At 61.8% G+C, this 24209-nt stretch carries 23 protein-coding genes; 13 read left to right on the top strand and 10 right to left on the bottom strand.

Annotated elements, in window-relative coordinates:
- Positions 1 to 1017 carry a UDP-N-acetylmuramate dehydrogenase gene (gene murB, locus MF606_RS10155; RefSeq protein ID WP_240233682.1) on the bottom strand — a complete coding sequence of 339 codons (1017 nt, stop codon included), beginning with the start codon at positions 1015 to 1017 and terminating at the stop codon, positions 1 to 3.
- A 67-nt stretch (positions 1018 to 1084) separates the two neighbouring features.
- On the bottom strand, positions 1085 to 2116 hold the full coding sequence (locus MF606_RS10150; protein WP_240233681.1) for an aldo/keto reductase: 1032 nt from the start codon (positions 2114 to 2116) through the stop codon (positions 1085 to 1087).
- 292 nt (positions 2117 to 2408) lie between these two features.
- Between MF606_RS10150 and topA the strand changes: the two genes are divergently transcribed.
- Together topA and MF606_RS10140 are read left to right on the top strand one after the other, a co-directional pair.
- Entirely contained in the window at positions 2409 to 5027 is a 2619-nt protein-coding gene (gene topA / locus MF606_RS10145; protein ID WP_240233680.1) for a type I DNA topoisomerase, read from the top strand.
- A gap of 18 nt (positions 5028 to 5045) precedes the next feature.
- Positions 5046 to 5396: a VOC family protein gene (locus MF606_RS10140; protein WP_240233679.1), complete on the top strand. Its 351-nt coding sequence runs from the start codon at positions 5046 to 5048 to the stop codon at positions 5394 to 5396.
- A 149-nt stretch (positions 5397 to 5545) separates the two neighbouring features.
- On the opposite strand, the gene MF606_RS10135 is transcribed toward MF606_RS10140, so the two are convergent.
- Positions 5546 to 6589: a dipeptidase gene (locus MF606_RS10135; protein ID WP_240233678.1), complete on the bottom strand. Its 1044-nt coding sequence runs from the start codon at positions 6587 to 6589 to the stop codon at positions 5546 to 5548.
- A gap of 242 nt (positions 6590 to 6831) precedes the next feature.
- Between MF606_RS10135 and rnr the strand changes: the two genes are divergently transcribed.
- The 3 genes from rnr (at position 6832) to rpmG (ending at position 9773) form a co-directional block, all read left to right on the top strand.
- Entirely contained in the window at positions 6832 to 9117 is a 2286-nt protein-coding gene (gene rnr / locus MF606_RS10130; protein ID WP_240233677.1) for a ribonuclease R, read from the top strand.
- 1 nt (position 9118) lies between these two features.
- On the top strand, positions 9119 to 9511 hold the full coding sequence (locus tag MF606_RS10125; RefSeq protein ID WP_240233676.1) for a DUF983 domain-containing protein: 393 nt from the start codon (positions 9119 to 9121) through the stop codon (positions 9509 to 9511).
- 94 nt (positions 9512 to 9605) lie between these two features.
- A complete protein-coding gene (gene rpmG / locus MF606_RS10120) occupies positions 9606 to 9773 on the top strand; it encodes a 50S ribosomal protein L33 (protein ID WP_056233989.1) in 168 nt (55 codons plus the stop codon).
- A 390-nt stretch (positions 9774 to 10163) separates the two neighbouring features.
- Here rpmG and MF606_RS10115 read toward each other — a convergent pair whose 3' ends face one another.
- On the bottom strand, positions 10164 to 11534 hold the full coding sequence (locus MF606_RS10115) for a PleD family two-component system response regulator (protein ID WP_240233675.1): 1371 nt from the start codon (positions 11532 to 11534) through the stop codon (positions 10164 to 10166).
- Between the two features lie 95 nt (positions 11535 to 11629).
- The gene (locus MF606_RS10110; protein ID WP_236897936.1) at positions 11630 to 12001 is read right to left on the bottom strand and encodes a response regulator; all 372 of its coding nucleotides are present in this window, start codon (positions 11999 to 12001) and stop codon (positions 11630 to 11632) included.
- 99 nt (positions 12002 to 12100) lie between these two features.
- On the opposite strand from MF606_RS10110, the gene MF606_RS10105 reads away from it, so the two are divergent.
- The 7 genes from MF606_RS10105 to MF606_RS10075 all read left to right on the top strand — a co-directional run bounded on the left by MF606_RS10105 (position 12101) and on the right by MF606_RS10075 (position 17759).
- Positions 12101 to 12379 (top strand): DUF3572 family protein, encoded by a 279-nt coding sequence (locus MF606_RS10105; protein WP_240233674.1) that lies wholly within the window; start codon positions 12101 to 12103, stop codon positions 12377 to 12379.
- Between the two features lie 2 nt (positions 12380 to 12381).
- Positions 12382 to 13707: a DNA polymerase IV gene (locus tag MF606_RS10100; protein WP_420842252.1), complete on the top strand. Its 1326-nt coding sequence runs from the start codon at positions 12382 to 12384 to the stop codon at positions 13705 to 13707.
- The gene (locus MF606_RS10095; protein WP_240233673.1) at positions 13704 to 14162 is read left to right on the top strand and encodes a RidA family protein; all 459 of its coding nucleotides are present in this window, start codon (positions 13704 to 13706) and stop codon (positions 14160 to 14162) included. The genes MF606_RS10100 and MF606_RS10095 overlap by 4 nt, the downstream gene beginning before the upstream one ends.
- A gap of 63 nt (positions 14163 to 14225) precedes the next feature.
- A complete protein-coding gene (locus MF606_RS10090) occupies positions 14226 to 14987 on the top strand; it encodes a glycerophosphodiester phosphodiesterase family protein (RefSeq protein WP_240233672.1) in 762 nt (253 codons plus the stop codon).
- Positions 14968 to 16152: a GNAT family N-acetyltransferase gene (locus tag MF606_RS10085; RefSeq protein WP_420842260.1), complete on the top strand. Its 1185-nt coding sequence runs from the start codon at positions 14968 to 14970 to the stop codon at positions 16150 to 16152. The genes MF606_RS10090 and MF606_RS10085 overlap by 20 nt, the downstream gene beginning before the upstream one ends.
- A gap of 62 nt (positions 16153 to 16214) precedes the next feature.
- Positions 16215 to 17339: a hypothetical protein gene (locus MF606_RS10080; RefSeq protein ID WP_240233670.1), complete on the top strand. Its 1125-nt coding sequence runs from the start codon at positions 16215 to 16217 to the stop codon at positions 17337 to 17339.
- 3 nt (positions 17340 to 17342) lie between these two features.
- Positions 17343 to 17759, top strand: a complete 417-nt coding sequence (locus MF606_RS10075) for an HIT family protein (RefSeq protein ID WP_240233669.1) — start codon at positions 17343 to 17345, stop codon at positions 17757 to 17759.
- A gap of 118 nt (positions 17760 to 17877) precedes the next feature.
- Here the strand turns inward: MF606_RS10075 and MF606_RS10070 are convergent, their stop codons facing one another.
- From MF606_RS10070 to proS, 3 genes are read right to left on the bottom strand one after another with little or no spacing between them, the layout of a single operon-like run.
- The gene (locus MF606_RS10070) at positions 17878 to 18564 is read right to left on the bottom strand and encodes an ABC transporter ATP-binding protein (protein WP_240233668.1); all 687 of its coding nucleotides are present in this window, start codon (positions 18562 to 18564) and stop codon (positions 17878 to 17880) included.
- Positions 18557 to 19942 carry an ABC transporter permease gene (locus MF606_RS10065; RefSeq protein WP_420842251.1) on the bottom strand — a complete coding sequence of 462 codons (1386 nt, stop codon included), beginning with the start codon at positions 19940 to 19942 and terminating at the stop codon, positions 18557 to 18559. Before MF606_RS10065 ends, MF606_RS10070 begins: the two co-directional genes overlap by 8 nt.
- A complete protein-coding gene (proS, locus tag MF606_RS10060) occupies positions 19939 to 21288 on the bottom strand; it encodes a proline--tRNA ligase (RefSeq protein WP_240233667.1) in 1350 nt (449 codons plus the stop codon). Before proS ends, MF606_RS10065 begins: the two co-directional genes overlap by 4 nt.
- 327 nt (positions 21289 to 21615) lie before the next feature.
- On the opposite strand from proS, the gene MF606_RS10055 reads away from it, so the two are divergent.
- On the top strand, positions 21616 to 21939 hold the full coding sequence (locus MF606_RS10055; RefSeq protein WP_240233666.1) for an MmcQ/YjbR family DNA-binding protein: 324 nt from the start codon (positions 21616 to 21618) through the stop codon (positions 21937 to 21939).
- Positions 21940 to 21993: 54 nt separating this feature from the next.
- Here MF606_RS10055 and MF606_RS10050 read toward each other — a convergent pair whose 3' ends face one another.
- The gene (locus MF606_RS10050; RefSeq protein WP_240233665.1) at positions 21994 to 22242 is read right to left on the bottom strand and encodes a DUF1467 family protein; all 249 of its coding nucleotides are present in this window, start codon (positions 22240 to 22242) and stop codon (positions 21994 to 21996) included.
- Between the two features lie 231 nt (positions 22243 to 22473).
- Positions 22474 to 24147: a ribonuclease J gene (locus MF606_RS10045; RefSeq protein ID WP_240233664.1), complete on the bottom strand. Its 1674-nt coding sequence runs from the start codon at positions 24145 to 24147 to the stop codon at positions 22474 to 22476.
- Positions 24148 to 24209 lie beyond the last annotated feature (62 nt).

Genomic DNA, 24209 nt, shown 5'->3' with positions numbered 1-24209 from the left:
CTACAAGAACACCGGCTCCTCGTGCAGTTGCACGCCGAACCGCTGCCTCACGGTCTGCTTCACATGCTCCGCCAGCGCTGCGACGTCATCGGCTGTAGCGCCGCCGCGGTTGATCACGACCAAAGCATGCCGATCCGAGATACCCGCCGGGCCCAGTTGGAAGCCCTTGAGCCCGCTCTTTTCGATCAGCCAGCCCGCCGAAAGCTTCAACCGGCCATCGGGCTGCGGAAACGCGGGAGCTGTCGGGAATTCGTTCAGTACGGGTTGCGCTTCGGATGCTGGCAGGATGGGATTCTGGAAAAATGAGCCCGCATTGGGCGTAACGCGCCAGTCGGGCAGTTTCGAGCCACGAAGTGCCAGCACCCTATCCATCACCGTCCGCGGCGTGATTTCGCTGCTGTCGCCGAGATCGGACAGTCCGGCGAAACCCAGATTTGGCGTCCAGGGCTTTGGCAGGCGTAACCGCAGTGAGAGCACCACGAAGCGGCCTGCCTCGCGCTTGAACAGGCTGTCGCGATAGGCAAAAGCGCATTCGGCGCGCGCAAAAACCCGCTCGACGCCGTCCCGACGATCGTAGGCGACCAGAGTTTCAAGGACGTCAGCCACTTCGACGCCATAGGCGCCGATATTCTGCACCGGGGCCGCGCCGACGGTTCCTGGAATGCCGGCCAGGTTTTCGACGCCGCCGAGCCCCTGCTCCACCGTCCAGGTCACCATCTGGTGCCAGTCTTCACCGGCAGCGATTTCGATGAGCGTACTTTGATCGGTGCTCTCGACAATGCGGCGACCGGTAATCGCCATGATCGCGGTGATCCCGTCAAAATGCGGTGCCAGGACCACATTGCTGCCGCCGCCGAGAATGCGTAGCGCCGCGCCTTCGGCGGTGGCCATGGCAATGAGTTGGGGAACCATGGCCGGTTCCGTGATCAACATGCCGAGGCGCGACGTGGCGCGCAAAGCAAGAGTGTTGCGCGCCGAAAGGTCGAAGTCGGGAATCAATGCGAGGCTCGGTTTCATGAGGCCCAAACACCATTCTTGGGGATGATAGGGCAATGCCCATTCATCCCCAACTAGCATTGCGCCCTTAACGACCGCCTTCGATCTTGCGGTTCCGCTGCCCGATGCCGCCGGCTCCGTAAGGATAGTCGCCGACGATCGGCTTGCTGACGCCGCCGAGCTTTTCCAGTTCTTCGGTGGTCAACGTCAGACTGACGGCACCCAGATTGTCCTGCAACTGCTCCGTCGTCCGCGCGCCTAGGATCACCGAGGTCACGGCCGGCTGCACGGCGACCCAGGCCAGCGCAATCTGCGCCATGCTGACGCCTCGGGCCTTGGCGACGTCTTCCACGGCACCAATAATATCCCACGTCGCCGACTTGGCATTGCGCGGCTCGAATGCCTCCTGGCCGCGCCTGGGGTTTTCACCCAGCCGCGTTGCTCCAACCGGCATCTGGTCGCGCTTGTATTTGCCTGACAGCCAGCCGCCACCGAGCGGCGACCATGGCAGCAGGCCTATATTGGCATCCAGCGCGGCCGGTACGATCTCGTGCTCGATGTCGCGCACCAGCAGGTTGTATTGCGGTTGCAGGGTCACCGGCGGCGCATAACCATTGGCCTTGGCCAGCCAGACGGCCTTGGTCAATTGCCAGCCGAGGAAGTTGGAGAAGCCATAATAGGCAATCTTGCCGTTACGGATGGAGTCATCGAGGAAGCGCAGCGTCTCTTCCAAAGGGGTCAGCGCGTCCCAGGCGTGCATCTGGTAGAGGTCGATATGCTCGACGCCCAGGCGTTTGAGGGAGGCGTCCAACGCTTCGTTGAGGTGCTTGCGCGACAGGCCGAGGTGGTTCGGCCCGTCCCCCATCGGGAAACGGCCCTTCGTGGTGATGACTAGGTCGCGCAGGATACCCGGCTTGCTCTTGAGCCAGCGCCCAACAATTTCCTCGGAAACGCCGGCGCTATAGACATCGGCTGTATCGATGAAATTGCCGCCGGCGGCGACATAGTCGTCCATCAACCGGAACGAAGTGGCCTCATCGGACTCCGCGCCAAAGGTCATGGTGCCGAGGCAATAGGCCGAAACAATAGCGCCGCTATTACCGAGCTTGCGATATTCCATATCAAATTCCTCCTGAAGCGCCCCGGCGAAGCTCGGCGGACGGCGGTACGCTACGGGGCGAACCGGTCAATCGGGGAGCAATGCACAGAAGGGGCGAAGCGCAGAACGCGCTATGGCAATTCTGCACATCTTGTATGGCAGATGCAAGGCGGTCTGAGCAGATTAGACGGTGCCGCAAATTTTCCTCTCTCTAAGAGAGAGTGCGGCTCGGGCCATTTTGCCTACATTGACACCGTCCGTTGGCTTCACCATGTTGCGCCACTTCTTACCAAGCGTTGCGGAACGGGTCTCCATGAAGGTCGTCATCGTCGAAAGTCCGGCCAAGATCAAAAAGATCAGCTCGTATCTGGGCAAGGATTTCGAAGTCCTGGCCAGCTTCGGGCACGTCCGCGATTTGCCGGCCAAGGACGGTTCGGTGCGGCCGGAAGAAGACTTCGCCATGTCGTGGGAAGTTGGCGCCAAGGCCAACAAGCACATTGCCGACATCGCCCGCGCCGTCAAAAACGCCGACGAATTGATCCTCGCGACCGACCCTGACCGCGAAGGCGAAGCCATTTCCTGGCACGTGCTCGACGTGCTGCGGAAGAAGAAGGCGATCAAGAAGGACCTGCCGGTGCGCCGCGTGGTGTTCAACTCGATCACCAAGGACGCGATCCTGGAAGCCATGGCCAAGTCACGGCAGATCGACGAGCCGCTGGTCGATGCCTATCTGGCGCGCCGCGCGCTCGACTATCTGGTCGGCTTCACACTTTCCCCCATTCTCTGGCGCAAGTTGCCCGGCTCCAGGTCGGCTGGCCGCGTGCAGTCGGTGACGTTGCGCCTCGTCTGTGACCGCGAAGCCGAAATCGAGAAGTTCCGCGCCGATGAATACTGGTCCGTCGAGGCCAAGCTGGCGCAGAAGGGTAAGTCTTTCCTGGCCCGTCTCTATTCGGTCGACGGCAAGAAGACCGACAAGCTCGATATCAAGACCGGCGAAAATGCTGCCGAGTTGAAGAAGATCATCGAGGCGGGCAATTTCAACGTGTCGTCGGTGGAAAAGAAGCCGACCAAGCGCAATCCCTACGCACCCTTCACCACGTCCAGCCTGCAGCAGGACGCTTCGTCGCGCCTCGGCTTTTCGCCGTCTCGCACCATGCAGATCGCCCAGCGTCTCTACGAAGATGGCGTGATCACCTATATGCGTACCGACGCGGTGCAGATGTCGCCCGAGGGTATTGCCAATGCCCGCAGCGCCATCGGCAAGATCTACGGTGATGCCTACCTGCCCGAAAAGGCGCGCATCTATCAGAGCAAAGCCAAGAACGCCCAGGAGGCGCACGAGGCCATCCGCCCGACGGATATGTTCAAAAAGCCGGAAGACCTGCATATCGATGCCGATCAGCAGAAGCTCTACGGTCTGATCTGGCGCCGCACCCTGGCCAGCCAAATGCGCTCGGCCGAGATCGATCGTACCACGGTGGATATCCTCGTGAACGTCCCTGGCCGCGCCGTCGAACTGCGCGCTGTTGGTTCGGTGGTCACCTTCCCGGGCTTCCTCACTCTCTATGGCATCGAGGCCAAATCGGACGAGGATGAGGACGACGAGGACAGCCGCGAATTGCCGGCCCTGGCGGTCGGCGACAAGCCAGACCTGCAGTCGGTCGATATCGAGCAGCACTTCACTCAGCCGCCGGCCCGCTATACCGAAGCCAGCCTGATCAAGAAGATGGAAGAGCTCGGTATCGGCCGTCCCTCGACCTATGCAACGACGGTCACCACGCTGGTCGAGCGCGACTATGTGCGCCTCGAAGGCAAGGCCCTGCATCCCGAGGATCGCGGTCGCATCGTCACGGCCTTCCTCGAGAGCTTCTTCACCCGCTACGTCGAATACGGCTTCACCGCTGGCCTCGAAGAACAGCTCGACGAGATTTCGGCCGGCGTGCTTGATTACAAGCAGGTGCTGCGCGATTTCTGGAAGGATTTCACTGGCGCTACCGAAGAGATCAAGGATCTTCGCGTCTCCGAAGTGCTCGACGCGCTCAATGACCTGCTCGCCAGCCACATCTTCCCGCCCAAGGAAGACGGCTCCGATCCCCGCAAGTGCCCCACCTGCGGCACTGGCCAGCTGTCGCTGAAGCTGGGCAAGTTCGGTGCCTTCATCGGCTGTTCCAACTACCCAGAGTGCAAGCACACCATGCAGCTCTCCGATGCGGCCACCGGCCAGTCCTCGGAAGCCGCAGCCGGCGACGGCGTCCTCGGCACCGATCCGGAAACGGGCGAAGAGGTTCACCTCAAGTCCGGCCGTTTCGGCCCCTATGTGCAGCTCGGCGAGGGCAAGGAGCCCAAGCGCTCGTCCCTGCCCAAGGGCTGGGAGGCCGCATCGCTGACGCTTGAGGCGGCGCTCAAGCTGCTGTCGCTGCCGCGCGAAGTGGGCTTGCATCCGGAGACCGGGCTGCCCATATCCGCGGGCATCGGCCGCTATGGCCCCTTCGTCCTGCATGATGGCAAATATGCCAACCTGCCCGATGTCGAGGAGGTCTGGCAGGTCGGTCTCAACCGCGCTGTCGATCTCATCGCCCAGAAAGCCGCTGGCGGCTTCAAGCGTGGCGGTGGCGCTACCGTCGCTGCCATCCAGACCTTCGAGCACGACAACGGCCCCATCACTGTCCGGGCTGGCCGCTATGGCCCCTATGTCAACCAGGGCAAGGTCAACGCCACTATTCCCAAGGATATCAAGCCGGAGGATGTGACGCTGGAACAGGCGGTCGAATGGATCGCCGCCCGCGCCGAGGCAACAGGCACCAAGGTCAAGAAGTCTCCGGCGAAGAAGGCTGCAGCCAAGAAGCCGGCGGCAAAGACTGCTGCCAAAAAGCCTGCCGCCAAGAAGGCCGCGCCGAAAAGGACCGTGAAGGCCGAAGACGTACCGTTCTAGGCAAGGCGGGAGATCTGCATGGTCGTCAAACGCGTCGTGGCCAACATCAAGACCGCCCGCCCCGCTGATGCGAAGTCATTCTATGGCGATATCCTCGGCATGGATGTCGCCATGGACCACGGCTGGATCGTGACCTTCGCCAGCGACGCCAAGGCCATGGCTCAAGTCAGCTTTGCCTCGGAGGGCGGTTCGGGCACAGACGTGCCGGATCTGTCGATCGAGGTCGACAATCTCGACGAGGTTCTCGCCAAGGTGAGACAGGCGGGGATTGCCGTCGAATACGGCCCGGCCACCGAGCCGTGGGGCGTGCGCCGCTTCTACGTGCGCGATCCCTTCGGCCGCCTGGTGAACATCCTCGGCCACGAATAGCCGGTAGAGGTGGGTCACCCGGTGCAGCCTGGGCTTCGGGTCCGATTGGGCGATCGCATCCAATGTCGGCAGCATGCTCTCATAGGCGAATTCCACATTCTCTGGCGTGTCCGGAAAGGCCAGGTTACGCAGCGCCCGGCGGCTGCCCCTTAGCCGATGGTCGTTTCGATCATTCGCAGCCAGTTGCCCAGCGCAATCTTGCCCACCAGCTCTTCCCCATAGCCCTTGTCCAGCAGCGCCTGCAGCAATTTTGGCACGCCGGTGACGTCTCCCATCACTGCAGGGATCATCGCTCCGTCAAAGTCGCTCCCTAGCGCCACGCCGTCTTCGCCCAGGGCGTCCACCAGCGCATCAACATGGCGAACCATCAGCTCCAGCGGAGTGTCGGCGCGGAACACGCCGTCGGGCTGCAGGAACCCCACCGCATAGTTGAGGCCAACCACGCCCTTGCTCTCGGCGATGGCGGCAAGCTGCCAGTCCACCAGATTACGCGAGCTCGGGCTGATGGCATGAACATTGGAATGCGTGGCAACCAAAGGCTTGTCGCTGATCGCAGCGACGTCACGGAAACCGGCCGCATTGAGATGCGACAGATCGAGCATAATGCCCATGCGGTTGCTGACGCGGACCAGTTCCTTGCCCGCGTCGGTCAGGCCGGGTCCGATATCCGGATCGACATTGTGGCGGAAGGGTACGCCGGTGCCGAAGGCATTGGCGCGGCTCCAGACGATGCCGATAGAGCGCAGCCCGGCGGCGTACAGCACGTCGAGCGACCGGAAATCCGTATCGATCGCCTCGGCGCCCTCGATATGGAAGATTGCTGCCAATACCTGCCGGTCAATAGCGGCCCGGACGTCGCTGGCACTACGACAGACCGCCAGGGCCCCCGCCCGCTCCAGCCGCAACAGGATCGACGCCATGCCATTGGTAACCAGCTGAGCATCGGCCAGAGCCAATTCCGGCGGCAGGTTCGGGCTAAGCGCAGGGCCGCCTGCGACGGTGGCGAGACCGGTCTTCAGCGGTGGCGGAAACATCGCGAGGAACCCGCCTGCCATGCCAGCCGCCTTTGCCCTCGGAAGATCAAGCTGCGCCGACGGCATGCCCTCGATAAACGGCCGCTCCTTATCGGCTCCATCGGCCTCCAGCAATTTCAACAGGGTGTCGTTATGGCCGTCGAAGAAGGGAATGGTCATGAGATGGTCCGGAGAATCGGAAGGTGCTTGGAGCACCTTATCACCGACCCACACCACCGCCCGTCACCCTCGGGCTTGACCCGAGAGCGTTACACTTTCGGACGTTCGGGTAGTGAAGAGCCCTCGGGGCAAGCCCGAGGGTGACGCGCGGTGGGTGGGCCATTCGATCTCCCCCCCCAATCCAAATTGGCAATCCACCCCGGATTGCCCTATCTATCCAATACATTTTCAGAAACGACCCAATGGCCAAGCCACCAATTACCAAACCCAAAAATCTCTCCGGTCCGAAGCGCGCGCGGAAACCCGCAGCTTATGAGCTTCCGACCCGCGAACAGCTTCTCGAGGCGCTCGCCCAACAATCCGACATCAAGGGCAAGCGCGATCTTGCCAAGGTCTTCGGTATCAGGGGCGACATGCGCCGACCGTTCAAGGCCATGCTCGCTGAGCTGGAAGGCGAAGGCGTTATCACGCGCACAAGGAAGGCCCTGCGGCGCACTGCCGCCCTGCCCCATGTGACTGTGCTCGATATTCCCAGCGACGCCGATCCGGATAATCTCCACGCCTACCCGGCGCAGTGGAACGAGGAAGAAGGCGACAAGCCTCGCGTTTCCGTGTTGCAGGGCCGCGACGCTCGCGTCGTGCCCGCTCCCGGCGATCGCATCCTTGCGCGCATCGATGCCGGCGAAGCCGATATTCCGGTCTACACCGCCAAGGCGATGAAGATCCTCGACAAACCGCGCCGCGGCCAGATCGGCATCGTCCGTATGGACGACGACGGCGCGCGCCTGATCCCCGTCGATCGCAAGAACAAGGAAATGCGCATTCCGCTCGGCGACCTTTTGACCGCGTCCGACGGCGATCTCGTCGAGGTCGAAGTCAAGCTTTCCGGCCGGCTGATGATCCCGCGCGCGAAGGTCATCGCCGTCATCGGCAATCCGATGTCGGAAGGGGCCGTCAGCCTCATTGCCATCCACAACCTCGAAATCCCGTATCGCTTCCCCGCCAGCGTCATCCGCGAGGCCGACGAAGCCAGGGAGGCGGTGCTCAAGGGCCGCGAGGACTGGCGCGACGTGCCGCTGATTACGATCGACCCGTTCGACGCCAAGGATCACGACGACGCCGTCTATGCCGAGCCCGATACCGACCCAGCCAACCCCAAGGGCCATATCGTCACCGTCGCCATTGCCGACGTTGCCGCTTACGTGCGGCCGGGCACGGCGCTCGACCGCGAGGCCTATCTGCGCGGCAATTCGGTCTACTTCCCCGACCGCGTCGTGCCCATGCTGCCCGAGCGCATTTCCAACGAGCTGTGCTCGCTCAAGGAGGGTGAGCCGCGTGCAGCGCTAGCCGTCCGCATGGTCTTCGGCGCCGACGGCAAGAAGCGCAGCCATAGTTTCCATCGCATCCTGATGCGCTCGGCAGCCAAGCTGAGCTACCAGCAGGCCCAGGCGGCGATCGATGGCAATGCAGACGACAAGACCGGCCCGATCCTCGAACCCATCCTGCGGCCGCTCTACGCTGCCTATGACGCCATGGCCAAGGCGCGCGACCAGCGCGGGCCGCTCGATCTCGACCTGCCCGAGCGCAAGATCGTTCTCGACGACAAGGGCATGGTCAAGGATATCCGCATCCCCGAAAGGCTCGATGCGCATCGCCTCATCGAGGAAATGATGATCGCTGCCAACGTGGCGGCAGCCGAGACGCTGGAAGCGAAGCAGTCGCCCCTGCTCTATCGCGTGCACGATGAGCCTTCGTCGGAAAAGCTTCAGGCGCTGCGCGACTTTCTGGGCTCGCTCGATATTTCGATCAAGAAGTCGGACAGCGTCCGCGCCAGCGACTTCAATGGCATTCTCGGGCAGGCGCGCAAGGCCGGCAATATCGAGCAGGTCAGCGAGATGGTGCTGCGCAGCCAGGCGCAGGCGGTGTACGACAACGAGAATCTCGGCCATTTCGGCCTCAATCTCAACCGCTACGCGCACTTCACTTCGCCCATCCGCCGCTATGCCGACCTCATCGTCCATCGGGCGCTGATCAAGGCTCTGGGCCTCGGTGACGACGGCCTCAGCGAGAACGAGGCTCTCCGGCTTGCCGGCATCGCCCAGCACATCTCGGCCACGGAGCGCCGGGCCATGATGGCCGAGCGCGAGACGGCCGACCGTCTGCTGGCGCAGTTTCTCGCAGCACAGATCGGTGCCCGCTTCGAGGGCCGTATCTCGGGTGTTACCCGATCCGGGCTGTTCGTGCGACTGCTCGAGACCGGCGCCGACGGATTCATTCCCGCCTCCTCGCTCGGCCAGGACTATTATCGCTATGTCGAGGAACGGCAGGCGATGATCGGGGATCGTACCGGCGAGAAGTTCGCGCTCGGCGATCGCGTAACTGTGCGGCTACTGGAGGCTGCGCCGGTCGCCGGCGCCCTGCGGTTCGAGCTTCTGTCCGAGGGCGCACGCGTCAATCCGTCATCTGTTCGTCGTGAGAAGAAGCGCCCATCTAAGTCTTACGGTCCGAAGGGCCGGAGAAAGAGGTGATATGATGGTCGCGCAGGGTCTTGAGCAACGCAGCGTAGGGCAGGCAATCTGGCGCGGGACGCTATGCAAGTGCCCCCATTGCGGCCAGGGCAAGATGTTCCGCGCCTATCTCAAGGTCGTCGACCATTGCGACGCCTGTGGTGAGCAGCTCAACCTGCACCGCGCCGACGACATGCCTCCCTATATCGCCATCACCATTGTCGGCCACATCCTGATCCTGATCATGATGCACATGGAGATGGTGTGGCACGTCAGCCCCGTCACCTATCTCTACACCATGGTGCCGCTGGCGGTGATCATGCCGCTCGCCATGCTGCCCTCGATCAAGGGCGCTATCGTCGGCATGCAATGGGCTAACCGCATGCACGGCTTCGATCCGGCCAATCGGGACTAAGCCACTCTTGACAATCGGCGGTAAATCCGTAGGTTGCGCCCAAATTCCGGCGCCGGGGAATCCGCGGCGCTTTTCGTTTTGTAAGGACTGACAAATGGCCAAAGCCGCTTCCGTCAAGATCAAGCTCGTGTCGACGGCTGATACTGGCTACTACTACGTCACCAAGAAGAACGCCCGTACCCAGACCGAGAAGCTCTCGTACAACAAGTACGACCCGGTTGTGCGCAAGCATGTCGAGTTCAAGGAAGCCAAGATCAAGTAATCTGGCGCCTGCTCGATCCGAGAATCAAAAAACCCCGCATCATCGATGCGGGGTTTTTTGTTGCCCTGTGACGTGAGCCCGGATGGGGTCGGTTACATCAAAGGGTAACAGTCCGTTACCCAATTCGGTGATGAGTGGCTGGTCCGGAGCGGCATGTCGAAGAGGCCACTCTGTCCGCGTCCGGACCAACCGCCCCACGGGACTCAGGAGTTGCGGCGGACCTGAGAGAGCCGTAGGGAACCCTCAGCGGCCGGCCCGTCCGGGTGGCTCGCTGGTGTTGAGGGCAACCTACTCGCCGCTGTTGAAAACTCAAGGAATACCCGTACAGGGAGCCGGGCAAACCTTTGTTAATTATAACGAATAACCCTAATAGGTCGAATTGCGCGCAGCTCAGGCGGCGTCGAAAACTACCCGGTTGCGGCCTTCGCGCTTGGCCCGATAGAGCGCCACGTCAGCTCGCTTGATCAGCGATTCCGGCGTGTCAGAAGCCGTCTCGTTGAGCGCGACGCCGGCGGAAACCGTCACCGATAGCGGCCGACCCGCACTCACCTCGAATGTCCGCTCGGAAATCGAGTGCCGCACCCGCTCCGCCACGATCTCGGCCTGGCGGTAGTCGGTATCGGGCATCAGCACCACGAATTCCTCGCCGCCGAATCTGCAAGCCAGATCAACGCCGCGGATGTTTCTCTTCAAGCGGGCCGCGAACTCGCGGAGCACCGCGTCGCCAATGTCGTGGCCATAGGTGTCGTTGACGGCCTTGAAGTGGTCGATGTCCAGGATCATCAGCGCCATATCGCGCTCCTGGCTCTGTGCCTTGCTCAGCATCACGCCCAGATGGCGGTCGAAGTAGCGGCGGTTATAGAGGCCCGTCATGTCGTCGGTGACGGCCAAGGCCATAGTATTTGTTACGCTTTGGCGGAGCTCGAGGGCATAACGCTGCCGCCGGACCTGTGTCCGCACCCGCGCCGCAAGCTCATTGCGCTCTACGGGGCGCATGATGAAGTCGTTGACGCCAAGATCGAGCGCCCGCACCACTCTGGGCTTGTCGCTCTCATCGGCCACCAGAATGATCGGCAGGTTGCGGGTATGGTCGAGAGTCCGGATTTGCGAGCAGACGCGCAATGGGTCGAAGTCGGTCAGTGACATCGTGACCAGCGCCAATTCATAGTTTGCGCCAGTGACTTGGAACACTGCATCGGACGGTTGGGTCAGAATATCCACGTCGTGCTCAGGCGTAAGATAAGACTTGATGCGCTCGGCGTGGCGCTCATCGCTGTCGACAAGCAGAATGGAGCCGCCATTGGTGGTTATCCGGTCCATCGCCCGCAAAGCGTCTTCGATGGCGATCTGCTGCCCGGTCATTGCTCGGGCGCGCAATTCGTCGGTTAGGGATTTAAGCCGCACCAGGCTTTTGACGCGGGCCATCAACTGCATGTCGTCGACGGGCTTGGTCAGAAAATCGTCAGCGCCAACCTCGAGCCCCCGCACGCGATCGGACGGCTGGTCCAGCGCCGTGACCATCAGCACCGGCACGTGATGGGTCCTGGGATCGGCCTTGAGCCGCTGGCAAACCTCGAAGCCATCCATTTCGGGCATCATCACGTCCAGGAGGACGATGTCGATATCGGAGGCATGGCAGATAGCCAGTGCCTCGGCCCCTGAGGATGCGGTGACGACCTCGTAGTATTCCGCAATCAGCCGCGCTTCGAGCAGCCTGACATTGGTGGGAATATCATCGACGATCAGTACGCGAGCGGTCACTTTCGGCCTCAGAAACATCTATTCGCCGGCCCGTGGCGTCCACCACGAGCGTCGAGCGGGCCGATCAGGCAGCAGACATAGCCGGCTCTGCGCGATCAGGCCGGTCCAATGTAGCGGGCAATAGTTTCCAGAAAGTGTGGCACGGAGATCGGCTTGCTGATGTAACCTTCGCAGCCGCCTTGCAAAATCCGCTCTTCGTCACCCTTCATAGCAAAGGCTGTGACAGCGATGACCGGGATATGCGCCAGCTCGTCGTCATCCTTCAGCCACTTGGTGACGACCAGGCCCGAAACCTCAGGCAGCTGGATATCCATCAGGATCAGGTCGGGATGATGGGCGCGTGCGAGATCGAGCGCCTCCATACCGTTGCGGGTCTGGATGACGGAATAGCCGCGCGATTCGAGAAGATCGTTGAAGAGCTTCATGTTGAGCTCATTGTCTTCCACGATCATTACAGTCTTGGGCATCTGTCCTTCCTCGCGCCGTTCGGGCGCTGGCAACGCTTCGCATTGTTGCCCGGTTCAGCTAACATTGAATCTCTTACAAAACATCAAATGAGACCGCCCGTGCCCCGCTCAGAAGCCGTCGAGATTTCAGTCGCATCGCTGGCCGATGCCTGCCTCGGCTACCTGGCGGAAAATCCCGAGGAACTGCTGGCTTTCATGCAGTTCGCCGGTCTTGATCCCGCTTCGCTTCGCGGCTCCGTGGGCTCCCCTGCCCTGCAACGCGGTCTTGTCGACTACTTTGCCTCAAACGAACCGATTCTGCTCGCCCTCTGCGCAAATGCCGGCATGTCGCCGGAACAGTTCATGCGGGTCTGGCACCGGCTCAACCCGTCGGGGTAGGCGTGGCGATCGATTGGCTATGTCGCGATTGTCTCGCGTATGATTCTTTCGCTGTAGCGCCGGTTCGGTGTCCCAAATGCGGTTCGCCCCGCCTGCGGAGCCACGAAGAGCTGTTCGGACTTTCGATAGCCCATGTCGATTGCGATGCCTTCTATGCCTCCGTCGAAAAGCGGGACGATCCGAGCCTGCGTGACAAGCCGCTGATCATCGGCGGCGGGGTGCGTGGCGTTGTCTCGACCTGCTGCTACATTGCCCGGCAATCGGGCGTTCGTTCGGCCATGCCGATGTTCAAGGCGCGGCAGCTCTGCCCGGACGCCATCATCATCAAGCCAAACATGGCCAAGTATGTCGGTGTGAGCCGGCAGATCCGCAAGTACATGGACGCCTTGACGCCCATGGTCGAGCCGCTCTCGATCGATGAGGCTTTTCTGGACCTCGCTGGCACGCAGGCTCTGCACAAGGCGCCACCGGCGCTCGTGCTGGCCCGTTTCGCCAAGACGATCGAGGCGGATATCGGCGTCACCATATCGGTCGGCCTCAGCCACAATAAGTTCCTCGCCAAGGTAGCCTCTGACCTCGACAAGCCGCGCGGCTTTGCTGTCATCGGCCGGGCGGAAACGATCGCTTTCCTCGCGCCCAAGCCGATCAGCCTGATCTACGGCGTGGGCAAGGTCTTCGCCGAGACGCTGCGCAAGGATGGTCTCACCACGATAGGCCAGTTGCAGCAGGAAGCGCCCGAAAACCTGATGCGCCGTTACGGGGAGACCGGCGCGCGTCTCGCCCGACTGGCGCGCGGCGAGGATAGCCGCCGGATCTCGACCGACGCCGAGATGAAGACGGTTTCGTCGGAAACGACCTTCAATACCGATATAGCTTCGCTTGATGCGCTCTCCACGGAGCTGCTCAATGTCACCGAACGGCTGTCCGAACGTCTCAAGGCCAAGGGCATTGTCGGCGATACCGTGACGCTCAAGCTCAAATCGGCTGGTTTCCGCTTGCGCACACGCGCTCGGCACTTAATGATCCCCACGCAGCTTGCCAACGTGATCTACGAAACTGGCCTGTCGCTGCTCGAGCGAGAAATCGACGGCACTGCTTTCCGGCTGATCGGGATCGGTGTTTCGGGTATCGATACCGCCGATGGCAGCGATCCGGCGGATTTGCTGGAACCGGCCATTGCCCGCAAGGCAGCGGCGGAACGTGCCATGGACCGTGTCCGCGACCGCTTCGGCCGTGAGGCCGTTGTGCGTGGTAAGCTCTACAAACAAAGCCCGGCCCCTACGCGGCCGGAACTCGACGACGACCAAAACGAAGGCAAGACCAGATGACCAGCCCGATCGAAAAGCTCCGCGAATATGGCTATGAACTTCCCGCACCAAAGGCGCCGGTCGCCAGCTATGTGCCGGTTACCCGTAGTGGCAATCTGCTTTACGTATCTGGCCAGATATCGAGCAATGAACAAGGTGTGGTCACAGGCTTGCTTGGCGACAACATGAATGTGGTCCAGGGCGGCAACGCCGCCGAGCTGGCCGCTCTCAACGTGCTGTCGCAGATCGTCAACATGGGCGGCGTGCCCCTGGAAGACATCAAGCGTATCCTTAAAGTTACCGTTCTGGTTGCATCGACCCCCGACTTCACCGAGCAACATTTGGTCGCCAATGGCTGCTCGAACCTGCTGGTCGGCGTACTGGGTGACAAGGGCAAGCATGCCCGCGCGGCCTTTGGCGTGGCCTCCCTGCCCTTCGGCGCCGCTGTGGAAATCGACGCCGTTGTCGAAGTCTAGGTGTAACACCATCGTCACATCGCGGTGCCACTGAGGCACGCTAAAAGCGACGAGGCCGATAATATGACCGAAGCTCTCTTCCCACGCCCGATCGCGCATCGGGGCCTGCACAATCGCGCCGGTGGCGTCATCGAGAACAGCGCTAGCGCGTTCGAGGCCGCGATATCGGGCAATTTCGCCATCGAATGCGACGTGCAATTGACGAGCGACGGCGTGCCAGTGGTGTTCCATGATGATGTCATGGATCGCCTGCTCGGCAAGCCGGGTAGTGTCGCCGACACTCTGGCCGCCGACATTACGGGCAGCGTGCTGCTCGGCAGCAGCGCCGGCGACAGGCCACAGCGATTCGTCGAATTTCTGGCGCAGGTTGCCGGGCGCACCATGCTCCAGATTGAGCTCAAGCGGCAGCGCGACAATGCCGGTACGCAATTGCTGGCGCGGGCGGTGGCCGAGGCGCTTAAGGCCTATGAGGGACCGGTCACGATCGAATCGTTCGACCCCAACCTGCTCACCTCGATCCGCCAGTTCGGATTTGCCGGCCAGCGCGGCATCATCACTTACGATTATGCCGATGCCAGCGAGGATATGGGCTTGAGCGAGGAGCAGCGCTTCACCCTGCGGCATCTGCTGCATTGGCACGACACGCAGTTCGATTTCATTTCCTGTGACAAGGGCGCACTGGAACTGCCGGCCATCAAGTTCTGGCGAGCCCTTGGAAAGCCCGTGACCGCGTGGACGATACGGTCCAAGGTTGAAGCAGACGCGGCCCAACCCCATATCGACCAGATCGTTTTCGAAGGTTTCGATCCCGACATTGCCCCTTAGCGGTTACACGGCAACAATTCATCCCTCGACTGCCAGTATCCCGGCTGCCGTGTGGAACAGTCTTGTGCCGTCAACCGGGGGAAGAACGGACAACCCGTTCCTCGATCACGCGTTTTTCCTCGCGCTGGAAGAGTCGGGCTGTGCGAGCGGACGGACGGGCTGGCAACCGCAGCATATCGTCATCAGCGACGACACCGGGCAACCGCTCGGGCTGATGCCGCTATTCCTCAAATCGCATTCTATGGGCGAGTATGTCTTCGACCATGGCTGGGCCAATGCCCTGGAACGGGCCGGCGGCAGCTACTACCCGAAACTGCAATGCTCGGTGCCCTTTACCCCCGCCACGGCGCCCAAGCTGCTCGTCCCGTCCGGTGACGAGGCAGTTCGGGCGGCGCTGCTGTCGACGGTCCAGCAACTGGCCGTACAGCGCAAAGCTTCCTCGGTGCACGCCACCTTCGTGCCCTCAAGCGAAGCCGACGAAATCGAGGCTGACGGTTGGCTGAAGCGCGTCGACACGCAATTTCATTGGCACAATGACGGCTTCGGGAGCTTTGACGATTTCCTTGAGACCCTGTCCTCGCGCAAGCGCAAGACCATCCGTCGCGAGCGGCGCGATGCCCTGGCTGACGGTTTGAGCGTGCAATGGCTCAGTGGCAGCGACTTGCGAGAGCATCACTGGGACGCCTTCTATGACTTTTATGAGGATACCGGTTCGCGCAAATGGGGCCGCCCCTACCTCAATCGCGAGTTCTTCTCGCGCCTCAACGCCACCATGGCGGACCGGATCGTGTTGATGCTGGCCTATGATGGTCCGACGCCGATTGCCGGGGCGATCAATTTCGTCGGCAGCGACCGCATTTTTGGCCGCAACTGGGGCTGCACGCGCGACGTGCCGTTTTTGCATTTCGAACTCTGCTACTATCAGGCCATCGACTACGCGATTCAGCACAAGCTCGCTGTGGTGGAGGCCGGGGCCCAGGGCGAGCACAAGCTGGCGCGCGGCTATGCGCCGGCCTCCACCTATTCGGTGCATTGGATTGCCCATCCCGGCCTGCGCGAAGCGGTCGCGGACTTCCTAGAGCACGAGCGGGTATCGGTGGAGCACAATCAGGAACTGCTCGATCAGTTCACGCCGTTCCGCAAGGGCGAGCGGACGGACCGATAGCGTCACGGGCGTGGCACTATCGCCTCTTTCGCCCCTGCCCCATCGGCTTTATGTAAAGACCCATGATCTGGGACATTCTCATCTTCCTGCTGCAAGCCGCCCTCGTCTTTGTGATGTCGACAGCATTGTTCGACGCCCTGCATTGGACCCTGCATAAGTGGGAAGGCTCAAGCATTCCGCTGCTGCGGAAGTTCTCGTCGTGGCACTGGGTGCATCACAAGTTCCTAGGCCTCGATATGCAGATCAATCCGGCATATGCGAGGGCCAATATCTGGTTCCACATCCTGCCCGAATACCTGACCTCGATGGCGGGTACGCTTCCATTTCTGCTGCTCTTCCCCTGGCAGCCGATCGCGCTTGTCGCCGTTATCCGCACCGTCATGCTGGTGCTGACGCTGCGTGAGGAAGGGCTGGATTACAATCACATGTCGATGGATCGGGTGGGCGGTCAGCAGGGCCTGCTCTGGGTGGATAACAACTACCACGCCATGCACCACGTCTATCCGCACAACTTCTTCTCTTCCTTTGCCAACGTGTTTGACCTGATCGCCGGCACGACCTGTCAGATCGAGGGCCGGCGGTTTCTGGTCACCGGCGCCAGTGGCGCGTTTGGATCGGCCATGGTGGACAGGCTGACACAGCTTGGTGCTGTCGTTGAGACCGCCAAGTCTGGCGTCGATTTCTCAGCCGGCAGCTATGCGGCTATGCGCGAAAAACTTGAGCGAACCGATGTTCTGGTGCTGGCCCACGGCGCCAAGAGCGAGGACTGCTGGAACGCCAATTACGTGACGTTCCGGGAGCTGACGGAGCTTTTTACAGATATCGGCCGGAGCCGGCTGGCGCCACCGGAGGTTTGGGCGCTGGGCTCCGAGGTGGAGTTTCACGGCGATATGGGCATGGACGAGCTCAAGGCCTATTCTGCATCAAAGCGGGCCTATGCCGTGCGGGCCCGGGACTTCTACCGCTCTGACGCGCTGATCTACCGCCACATCGTGCCATCGTCGTTCACATCGGCCATGGGCAAGGGCGCGATGAGCGCCGGGACCGCGGTCAGCATCGCGCTGTTCTTCATCCGGCGGGGCTTTCGCTACGTGCCGGTTACACTAACCGGCCTCGCCGTGCTCAACTACTTCCGTTTCCGATTCTTCCAGAAGGGCCAGCCGGACGATTTGCAGCCGGCGGAGTGAACCATGAGCTACGATCCGTCCAACATATTCGGCAAGATCCTGCGCGGCGAGATACCGGCCCACAAGGTCTATGAGGACGATACGGCGCTGGTAATGATGGACATCTTCCCGCAGTCGCGCGGGCACACGCTGATCATCCCCAAGTCCCCTTCCCGTAATCTCCTCGATGCTGATCCCTCAGCCTTGGCAGCAGTCATTCCGCTGGTGCAGAAGGTGGCTAACGCTGTCAAAGCGGCCACGAACGCGGATGGAATCAGGGTGGCCCAGTTTAACGAGGCGCCGGCGGGCCAGACGGTGTTCCACCTGCACTTCCACGTCATTCCTGCTTACGAGGGTGTGGCCCTCGGGACGCATGGCGCCGGTCAGGCCGACGATACGGAGCTGGCGGCGCTCGCCAAGGATATCGCCGGGCGCCTCTAGTGCGTCCGGGCCTTGAGCGTCAGTACAGCCACGATTGCCATAGTCCCGATGATCATCAGCAGTGTCATTGCCGTTTCTCCTTGGACAGAAGAACTCAGTATGCGCCTATCTGGTTCGATCACAAAGTGTGATCGACGACCAATCCGCCCTTGAGCGTCACCACGCGGTCGGCCCGACGCGCCAGATCGTGATTGTGCGTGGCGATAAGGGCGGCGGCGCCTTCATTCTTGATCAGATTGGCCAGTGCGCCGAACACCAGGTCGCTGGTTTCGGGGTCGAGATTGCCCGTCGGCTCGTCGGCGAGGATGACCTTCGGGTGGTTGGCTGCAGCCCGGGCAATGGCTACACGCTGTTGCTCGCCGCCCGAGAGTTCGGCCGGCCTATGGGTGGCGCGGGCGCTGATGCCCAAAAGATCCAGCAGCTCCATTGAGCGCTTCTCTGCCTCGGCCGGCGACTTGCCGGCGATCAACTGCGGCATCGAGACATTCTCGAGCGCCGTAAACTCCGGCAGCAGGTGATGGAACTGGTAGACGTAGCCAACCGTCGAGCGCCGCAATTGGGTGCGGCCGCGATCGCTGAGTTTGCTGGTCTTGATCCCAACGATCTCGACCTCGCCGCCCTGCGGGCTCTCAAGCAGGCCTGAAAGGTGCAGGAGCGTCGATTTGCCGGCACCTGAAGGCGCGACAAGGGCAACCAGCTCGCCGCTTTTCACGGTCAGACTGGCAGCTTCAAGCACGCGGACAATCTGCGCGCCCTCGCCATAATGCCGGTGGACACCATCGAGAACCAGATGCGGCTTACTCATAACGCAGGGCCTCTACTGGATCATACTGGGCGGCGCGCCAGGCGGGATAGAGCGTGGCGAGGAAGCTGAGGCCCAGCGCAAGCCCGACCACCACCGTCACCTCGATGGGATCGGTCTTGGACGGGAGCGAGGACAGGAAGAATATCTCTGGCGGGAAAATCGCGACACCCACCGTGTTGGATACGAAGGCGCGGAGGGTCTCGGCATTGGACGCCACGATCAGGCCCAATACTAGACCCGATAGGGTGCCGACGACGCCGATAGTCGTGCCGGTGATCGAGAAGATGCGCATGATCGCTCCACGGGTCGCGCCCATGGTGCGGAGTACGGCGATATCGGAGCTCTTGTCCTTCACCAGCATGATCAGGCTGGAGATGATATTGAATGCCGCTACGAGGATGATCATGGACAGAATTGTGAACATTACCACCCGCTCTACCTGCAGGGCCGAGAAGAACGTCTCGTTGCGCTGCCGCCAATCAGTCAGAACAAGCGGGCGCGTCGACGGATCGGCTTGCAGCCGCTCGCGCATGACGGTGATATTGTCCGGGTCGTCGATGAAGATTTCGGCGGCCGTTGCCTGTCCGATGCTGTCGTAGGCCGCATCGATTTCCGCATTGGTGGGCGGTGGGTCGAGTGGACCGGTGCCCGGCGGCTCCATGCCGGGTTTCAGGACTTCTTCGACCATATTGAAGTAGTCTTGGGCCGGCTCAAGCGGCATATACATGAAGAAGCTGTCGAACTCGACCATGCCAAGATCGAAGATGACGTTCACCGGATAGGATTTGATCTGGGGCGTCGAGCCGAATGGCGTCATCGTGCCTTTGGGCGTGATGATCTGCACCTGGTCGCCCAGGGATACACCGAGCGTCTGCGCCAGTCGGTAGCCAATGGCGATGCCCTTGGACTCATCCCACTGGTCCCAGCCGCCCTGCTCTGCCGCGCCATATAACAACTTGAGCTTTTTGATGTTTTCCTCGTCCATGCCGCGCACGGTAGCAGCACTGGAGCTGCCATTGCCCGATGCCAGCACCTGCCCCTCGACGAAATAGACAGCAAAACTAACGCCGTCGATCTGCTCGAGCGCTGCGACCGTCTCTTTGTAGTCGGTGAATTCGCGCTCGATGGGAAAGGCTGTGAAGTGGCCGTTGAGGCCCAGGATCTTGGTGAGAAGCTCGGCGCGGAAGCCGTTCATGACCGACATGACGACGATGAGCGTCGCCACGCCGATCGCCACCCCGACCATGGTCAGGCTGGCGATGACGGAGATGAACGCCTCCTTGCGGCGCGCGCGCAAGTAGCGCCCCGCGACCATCCACTCGAAGCGCGAGAAGGCGCGCGTGCCCTTGTTCAGAAGCGGCGGCGCCGTATCGGTCAAATGTCGGTCTTTCTCTGCGGTTCGATCAGGCCCTTGAGGCGCGCCACGGCATCGCCGATCGGCAGCGTTTCGCGCTCGCCCGTCTTGCGATGCTTGATTTCGGCCTCGCCGGATTTGAGGCCGCGCGGCCCCAGAATGATCTGGTAGGGAATGCCGATCAGGTCGGCCGTGGTGAACTTGGCCCCTGCCCCCTGGTCGCGGTCGTCATAGAGCATGTCGAGGCCCGCGGCGGTCAGCTCGGCATAGAGCTTGTCGCACGCTGCGTCGCATTCGGCGTCACCGGCCTTGAGGTTGATCAAGACGGCCTCGAACGGCGCAACGCTCACCGGCCAGACGATGCCCGCATCATCGTGGAAGGCCTCGATGAGAGCGGGGACAAGACGCGTGGGGCCGACGCCGTAAGAACCACCATGCACGAGGATTTCCTTACCGTCGGGACCGGTCACGGTCGCCTTCATGGGCTCGGAATACTTGGTCCCGAAGTAGAAAATATGGCCGACTTCGATACCGCGCGCAGAAACCCGATGTTCTTCGGGAACGGTAGATTCGTACTCCGCCATATCGACCATGTCCTCGGTCGCGGCATAGAGCGACGTCCAGTCATTGAAGATCGGCTTGAGGTCGCCGCGGAAGTCGGTATCCGGGCCAGGAATGGGCTTGTCGAGCAGGCGGCGGTCGCAGAACACCGCGCTTTCGCCGGTTTCGGCCAGAACGATCCATTCATGGCTGAGGTCACCGCCGATGGGGCCGGTATCGGCACGCATCGGAATGGCGGTCAGGCCCATGCGGGCATAGGTGCGCAGATACGCCACGAACATACGCTCGTAGGCCTTCACCGCATCTTCTTTGGTGAGGTCAAAGGAGTAGGCGTCCTTCATCAGGAATTCGCGGCTACGCATGGTGCCGAAGCGGGGACGCACCTCGTCGCGGAACTTCCACTGGATGTGGTAGAGGTTCAGCGGCAAGTCCTTGTAGGATTTGACATAGCTGCGGAAGATGTCGGTGATCATCTCCTCATTGGTCGGGCCATAGAGGAATTCGCGCTCGTGGCGATCCTCGATGCGCAGCATCTCCTTGCCATAGGCGTCATAGCGCCCCGACTCGCGCCACAGGTCGGCCGACTGGATAGTCGGCATCAGCAGTTGCACCGCGCCGGAGCGGTTCTGCTCCTCCTCGATGATCTTCTGCACCTTCATCAGCACCTTGTAGCCGAGCGGCAGCCAGGAATAGAGGCCGGAGGCCTGCTGACGGATCATGCCGGCGCGCAGCATCAGACGATGCGAAACGATCTCGGCTTCCTTCGGAACGTCGCGCAGCACAGGCAAAAAGTAGCGAGACAAGCGCATGTGAAACTCCCGAAAACGACCGTCGACTCAAGACTTTTGTAGGTGCCCACTCAAATCCTACTCGTCCATCCGATGCAAGCATGGAAGGCATGCAGAATCTGCGTGACAGGCCTGATTCTTGTTGTTAGGTTCCCTGCCAATAAAGCAAAGGCGGTCCAAACCGCCGGACGTCGACAACGTCAAGGGAGGAGCGTTGGCTGCCGCTGTATAGCGTGCCTAAGACCAGCGTATTGTCGAACAAACTCAATTCAGCGGGGCCTAGTGCCCCGCTTTTTTGTTTCCGATGCCGAGTTTAAGCTGATTGGATCAACGACGGGAGGGCCTGCGATGGCAGATGCGGCAGACCTGAGGCGCATGGCTCTGGCCCTCGCGGGCACAAGCGAAGCTCCGCATTTCGATCGCGCGGCCTTCAAAGTCGATCGCATCTATATGACGCTGGCGTCGGACGGCACAGCCAATTTCAAGTTCACGCCCGACGAGCAAGAATTCAAATGCCAGCTCGCGCCAGAGGTGTTCACGCCGATCGATAATGCCTGGGGCCGGCAGGGCTGGACGACGGCGAAGCTGGCAGCGGCCAGTTCCGACGATCTACAAGCGGCGCTTGATATGGCCTATGCGCATGCCGTAGGGAAGCCGAAACGAAAGCGGTAGCGTCAGGGCGCGCTCATCCCTCACAATGAGGTCTGACATTGGCCGGTTCCGGCCCTAGCGGTTCCAGTAGTGGTGCAGCGTCTCGTTGGTGAGGCCCCACAGCAGGAGCGCGGTGAAGATCACCCCCAGTACCGTTGCCAGCAGCACCTTGCGGCCGAGCTGGGGGGCGGCAGGAGCGCCGGGATCAGTCCCGGCGGTCACTTCACCCATCTCGGCCTGGCTCTTGTGCCCTATCGGCAGCACGGCGACGAAGCACAGCCACCAGATGACGAAGAATACGGCGAGTATGGAGCCGATCTGCATGGGCTTTCCCTAGCGTCTGATGTGATGTGCCCCTCAAATACTCCCGCAAGTACTCCGGCGAAAGGGGAAGCACCGTTTCCTATTGCCGCAGCTGCCCAGCCGCTCGCTCTCTTCGTCATTGCCCGGCTTGTCCGGGCAAATCCAGCGATGGCCTCACGTCCCGTGGACCACCCGAACAAGTCGGGCGGTGACGGCGTGGAGGGGCCGGGATGAGACCGACGGTTCGCTCTGTTACACCCGGTGCACGAAGACCGAGACGTTCGGCTTACGGCCCCAATAGGCGTTGACCTCGTTGCGGATGGCCTTGAACAGAGCGGAGTTCAGCACCTCTGTATCGCTGCGGCGTTTGGGCGGCATCGACTTGAGCACGCCCGCAACGGTGTCTTCCACCAGCTCGGTCAACGACTCGTCCTCGGTTTCCGGCAAACCTTCGATGACCAGATCCGGTCCGGAAACCACCTGCCCGCCGCCATTGACGCAGAGGCTCACCACAACGTGGCCGCCAAACGACAGACGCCGCCGACCCTTGACGCCCGACTCCTCCGGCGTGCACAGCACGAGGCCATCGAGATAGAGCTCGCCGGTGCGCACTTCCGCCGGGAACGCCATGGGTTCTGGGAACAGACGCACGAGATCGCCATTGCGGGCTTCGCAGACGTTGGGAATGCCGGACTCACGGCCCAGCTTGGCATGTGCCTCGAGGTGAACAGCTTCGCCATGAACCGGGATCAGCACTTCGGGCTTCACCCAGCTATAGAGCTTGCGCAGCTCATCGCGGCGCGGGTGGCCGGTGACATGGACCAGACCATCGTTCTGGGTGATGACCTCGACGCCCTTGTCGATCAGCAGGTTCTGGATATCGATGACCTCGCGCTCATTGCCGGGAATCGCCCAGGACGAAAAGATCATCCGGTCGCCGGCATTGAGATCGATCACCGGGTGGTCGCCGCGGGCGATACGAGCGATGGCAGCGCGCGCCTCGCCCTGCGAGCCGGTGCAGATCAGCACGATCTTGTTGCGAGCGATAGTCTTGTACGCATCCTGGTCGAGCAGTGGCGGCAGGCCCTCGAGCATGCCCAGTTCCTTGGCGATGCCCATGATGCGGTGCAACGAACGCCCCGACATCACCACCTGGCGACCGGCCTTCTCAGCGGCACGGACGATGGAGATGACGCGGCCTACATTCGACGCGAAGGTGGTCACTGCGACGCGGTTGGGCGACTCCGCGATCATCGCTGCCAGATTGGCGGCCACTTCGGCCTCACTGGGGCTCTCACCGTCCTTCAGCGCATTGGTCGAGTCGCAGATCAGCGCCAGCGGGGTGGAGGTGTCCTCGCCGATCTTCTGCAGGCGGGCCACATCGGTGGGCGCATTGCCGACCGGGGTGGGGTCGAGCTTCCAGTCGCCGGTATGCAGCACGCGACCGATCGGCGTGGTGATCAGCAGCGCATTCGACTCCGGGATGGAGTGGGCGACGTTGATCGCTTCGATCGTGAAGGGGCCGACCGCGAAGGGCTTGCCCGGGCGCATGATGGTGACGTCGACGTTTTCGACGATGCCGTCCCCTGCCCGCTTCGCCGCCAGCATGGCCGCGGTGAAGGGCGTGCAGAACACCGGCTTCTCGAAGCCAGGCCACAGGTCGAGCACGGCGCCGTAGTGGTCTTCGTGGCTGTGCGTCAGGATCAGCGCCAGCACGTCATCGGCGCGCTCCTCGAGAAATTCGGGATTGGCCATGATGAGCTCGATGCCCGGCAGGTCGGGCCCGCCAAAGGTCACGCCGCAATCGACGACGATCCACTTGCGCGAGCGCTCGGGGCCGAAGCCGTAAGCACCCATATTCATGCCGATCTCGCCGACGCCGCCAAGTGGCACGAAGACGAGTTCATCCCTTTGGTTTTTAGCCATGGGTCAGTTCAGTCCTTTCAAAGCGCAACGCCTGAGCGATCATTGGTCGCCGGTCGCCTGCG

This window comes from Devosia lacusdianchii (assembly GCF_022429625.1).
In the GTDB taxonomy this organism is placed as follows: Bacteria; Pseudomonadota; Alphaproteobacteria; order Rhizobiales; family Devosiaceae; genus Devosia; species Devosia lacusdianchii.
Note: the sequence above shows the minus strand (reverse complement) of the source record. Positions and strands in the feature narration are given on the sequence as shown.

Coding starts and splice junctions, on each gene's coding strand:
- murB (WP_240233682.1), bottom strand. CDS start 1,017: ATGAAACCGAGCCTCGCATTGATTCCCGACTTCGACCTTTCGGCGCGC.
- MF606_RS10095 (WP_240233673.1), top strand. CDS start 13,704: ATGACCAGCCCGATCGAAAAGCTCCGCGAATATGGCTATGAACTTCCC.
- MF606_RS10070 (WP_240233668.1), bottom strand. CDS start 18,564: ATGAGTAAGCCGCATCTGGTTCTCGATGGTGTCCACCGGCATTATGGC.
- MF606_RS10075 (WP_240233669.1), top strand. CDS start 17,343: ATGAGCTACGATCCGTCCAACATATTCGGCAAGATCCTGCGCGGCGAG.
- proS (WP_240233667.1), bottom strand. CDS start 21,288: ATGCGCTTGTCTCGCTACTTTTTGCCTGTGCTGCGCGACGTTCCGAAG.
- topA (WP_240233680.1), top strand. CDS start 2,409: ATGAAGGTCGTCATCGTCGAAAGTCCGGCCAAGATCAAAAAGATCAGC.
- MF606_RS10045 (WP_240233664.1), bottom strand. CDS start 24,147: ATGGCTAAAAACCAAAGGGATGAACTCGTCTTCGTGCCACTTGGCGGC.
- MF606_RS10090 (WP_240233672.1), top strand. CDS start 14,226: ATGACCGAAGCTCTCTTCCCACGCCCGATCGCGCATCGGGGCCTGCAC.
- MF606_RS10135 (WP_240233678.1), bottom strand. CDS start 6,589: ATGACCATTCCCTTCTTCGACGGCCATAACGACACCCTGTTGAAATTG.
- rnr (WP_240233677.1), top strand. CDS start 6,832: ATGGCCAAGCCACCAATTACCAAACCCAAAAATCTCTCCGGTCCGAAG.
- MF606_RS10055 (WP_240233666.1), top strand. CDS start 21,616: ATGGCAGATGCGGCAGACCTGAGGCGCATGGCTCTGGCCCTCGCGGGC.
- MF606_RS10110 (WP_236897936.1), bottom strand. CDS start 12,001: ATGCCCAAGACTGTAATGATCGTGGAAGACAATGAGCTCAACATGAAG.
- MF606_RS10050 (WP_240233665.1), bottom strand. CDS start 22,242: ATGCAGATCGGCTCCATACTCGCCGTATTCTTCGTCATCTGGTGGCTG.
- MF606_RS10080 (WP_240233670.1), top strand. CDS start 16,215: ATGATCTGGGACATTCTCATCTTCCTGCTGCAAGCCGCCCTCGTCTTT.
- MF606_RS10125 (WP_240233676.1), top strand. CDS start 9,119: ATGATGGTCGCGCAGGGTCTTGAGCAACGCAGCGTAGGGCAGGCAATC.
- MF606_RS10150 (WP_240233681.1), bottom strand. CDS start 2,116: ATGGAATATCGCAAGCTCGGTAATAGCGGCGCTATTGTTTCGGCCTAT.
- rpmG (WP_056233989.1), top strand. CDS start 9,606: ATGGCCAAAGCCGCTTCCGTCAAGATCAAGCTCGTGTCGACGGCTGAT.
- MF606_RS10140 (WP_240233679.1), top strand. CDS start 5,046: ATGGTCGTCAAACGCGTCGTGGCCAACATCAAGACCGCCCGCCCCGCT.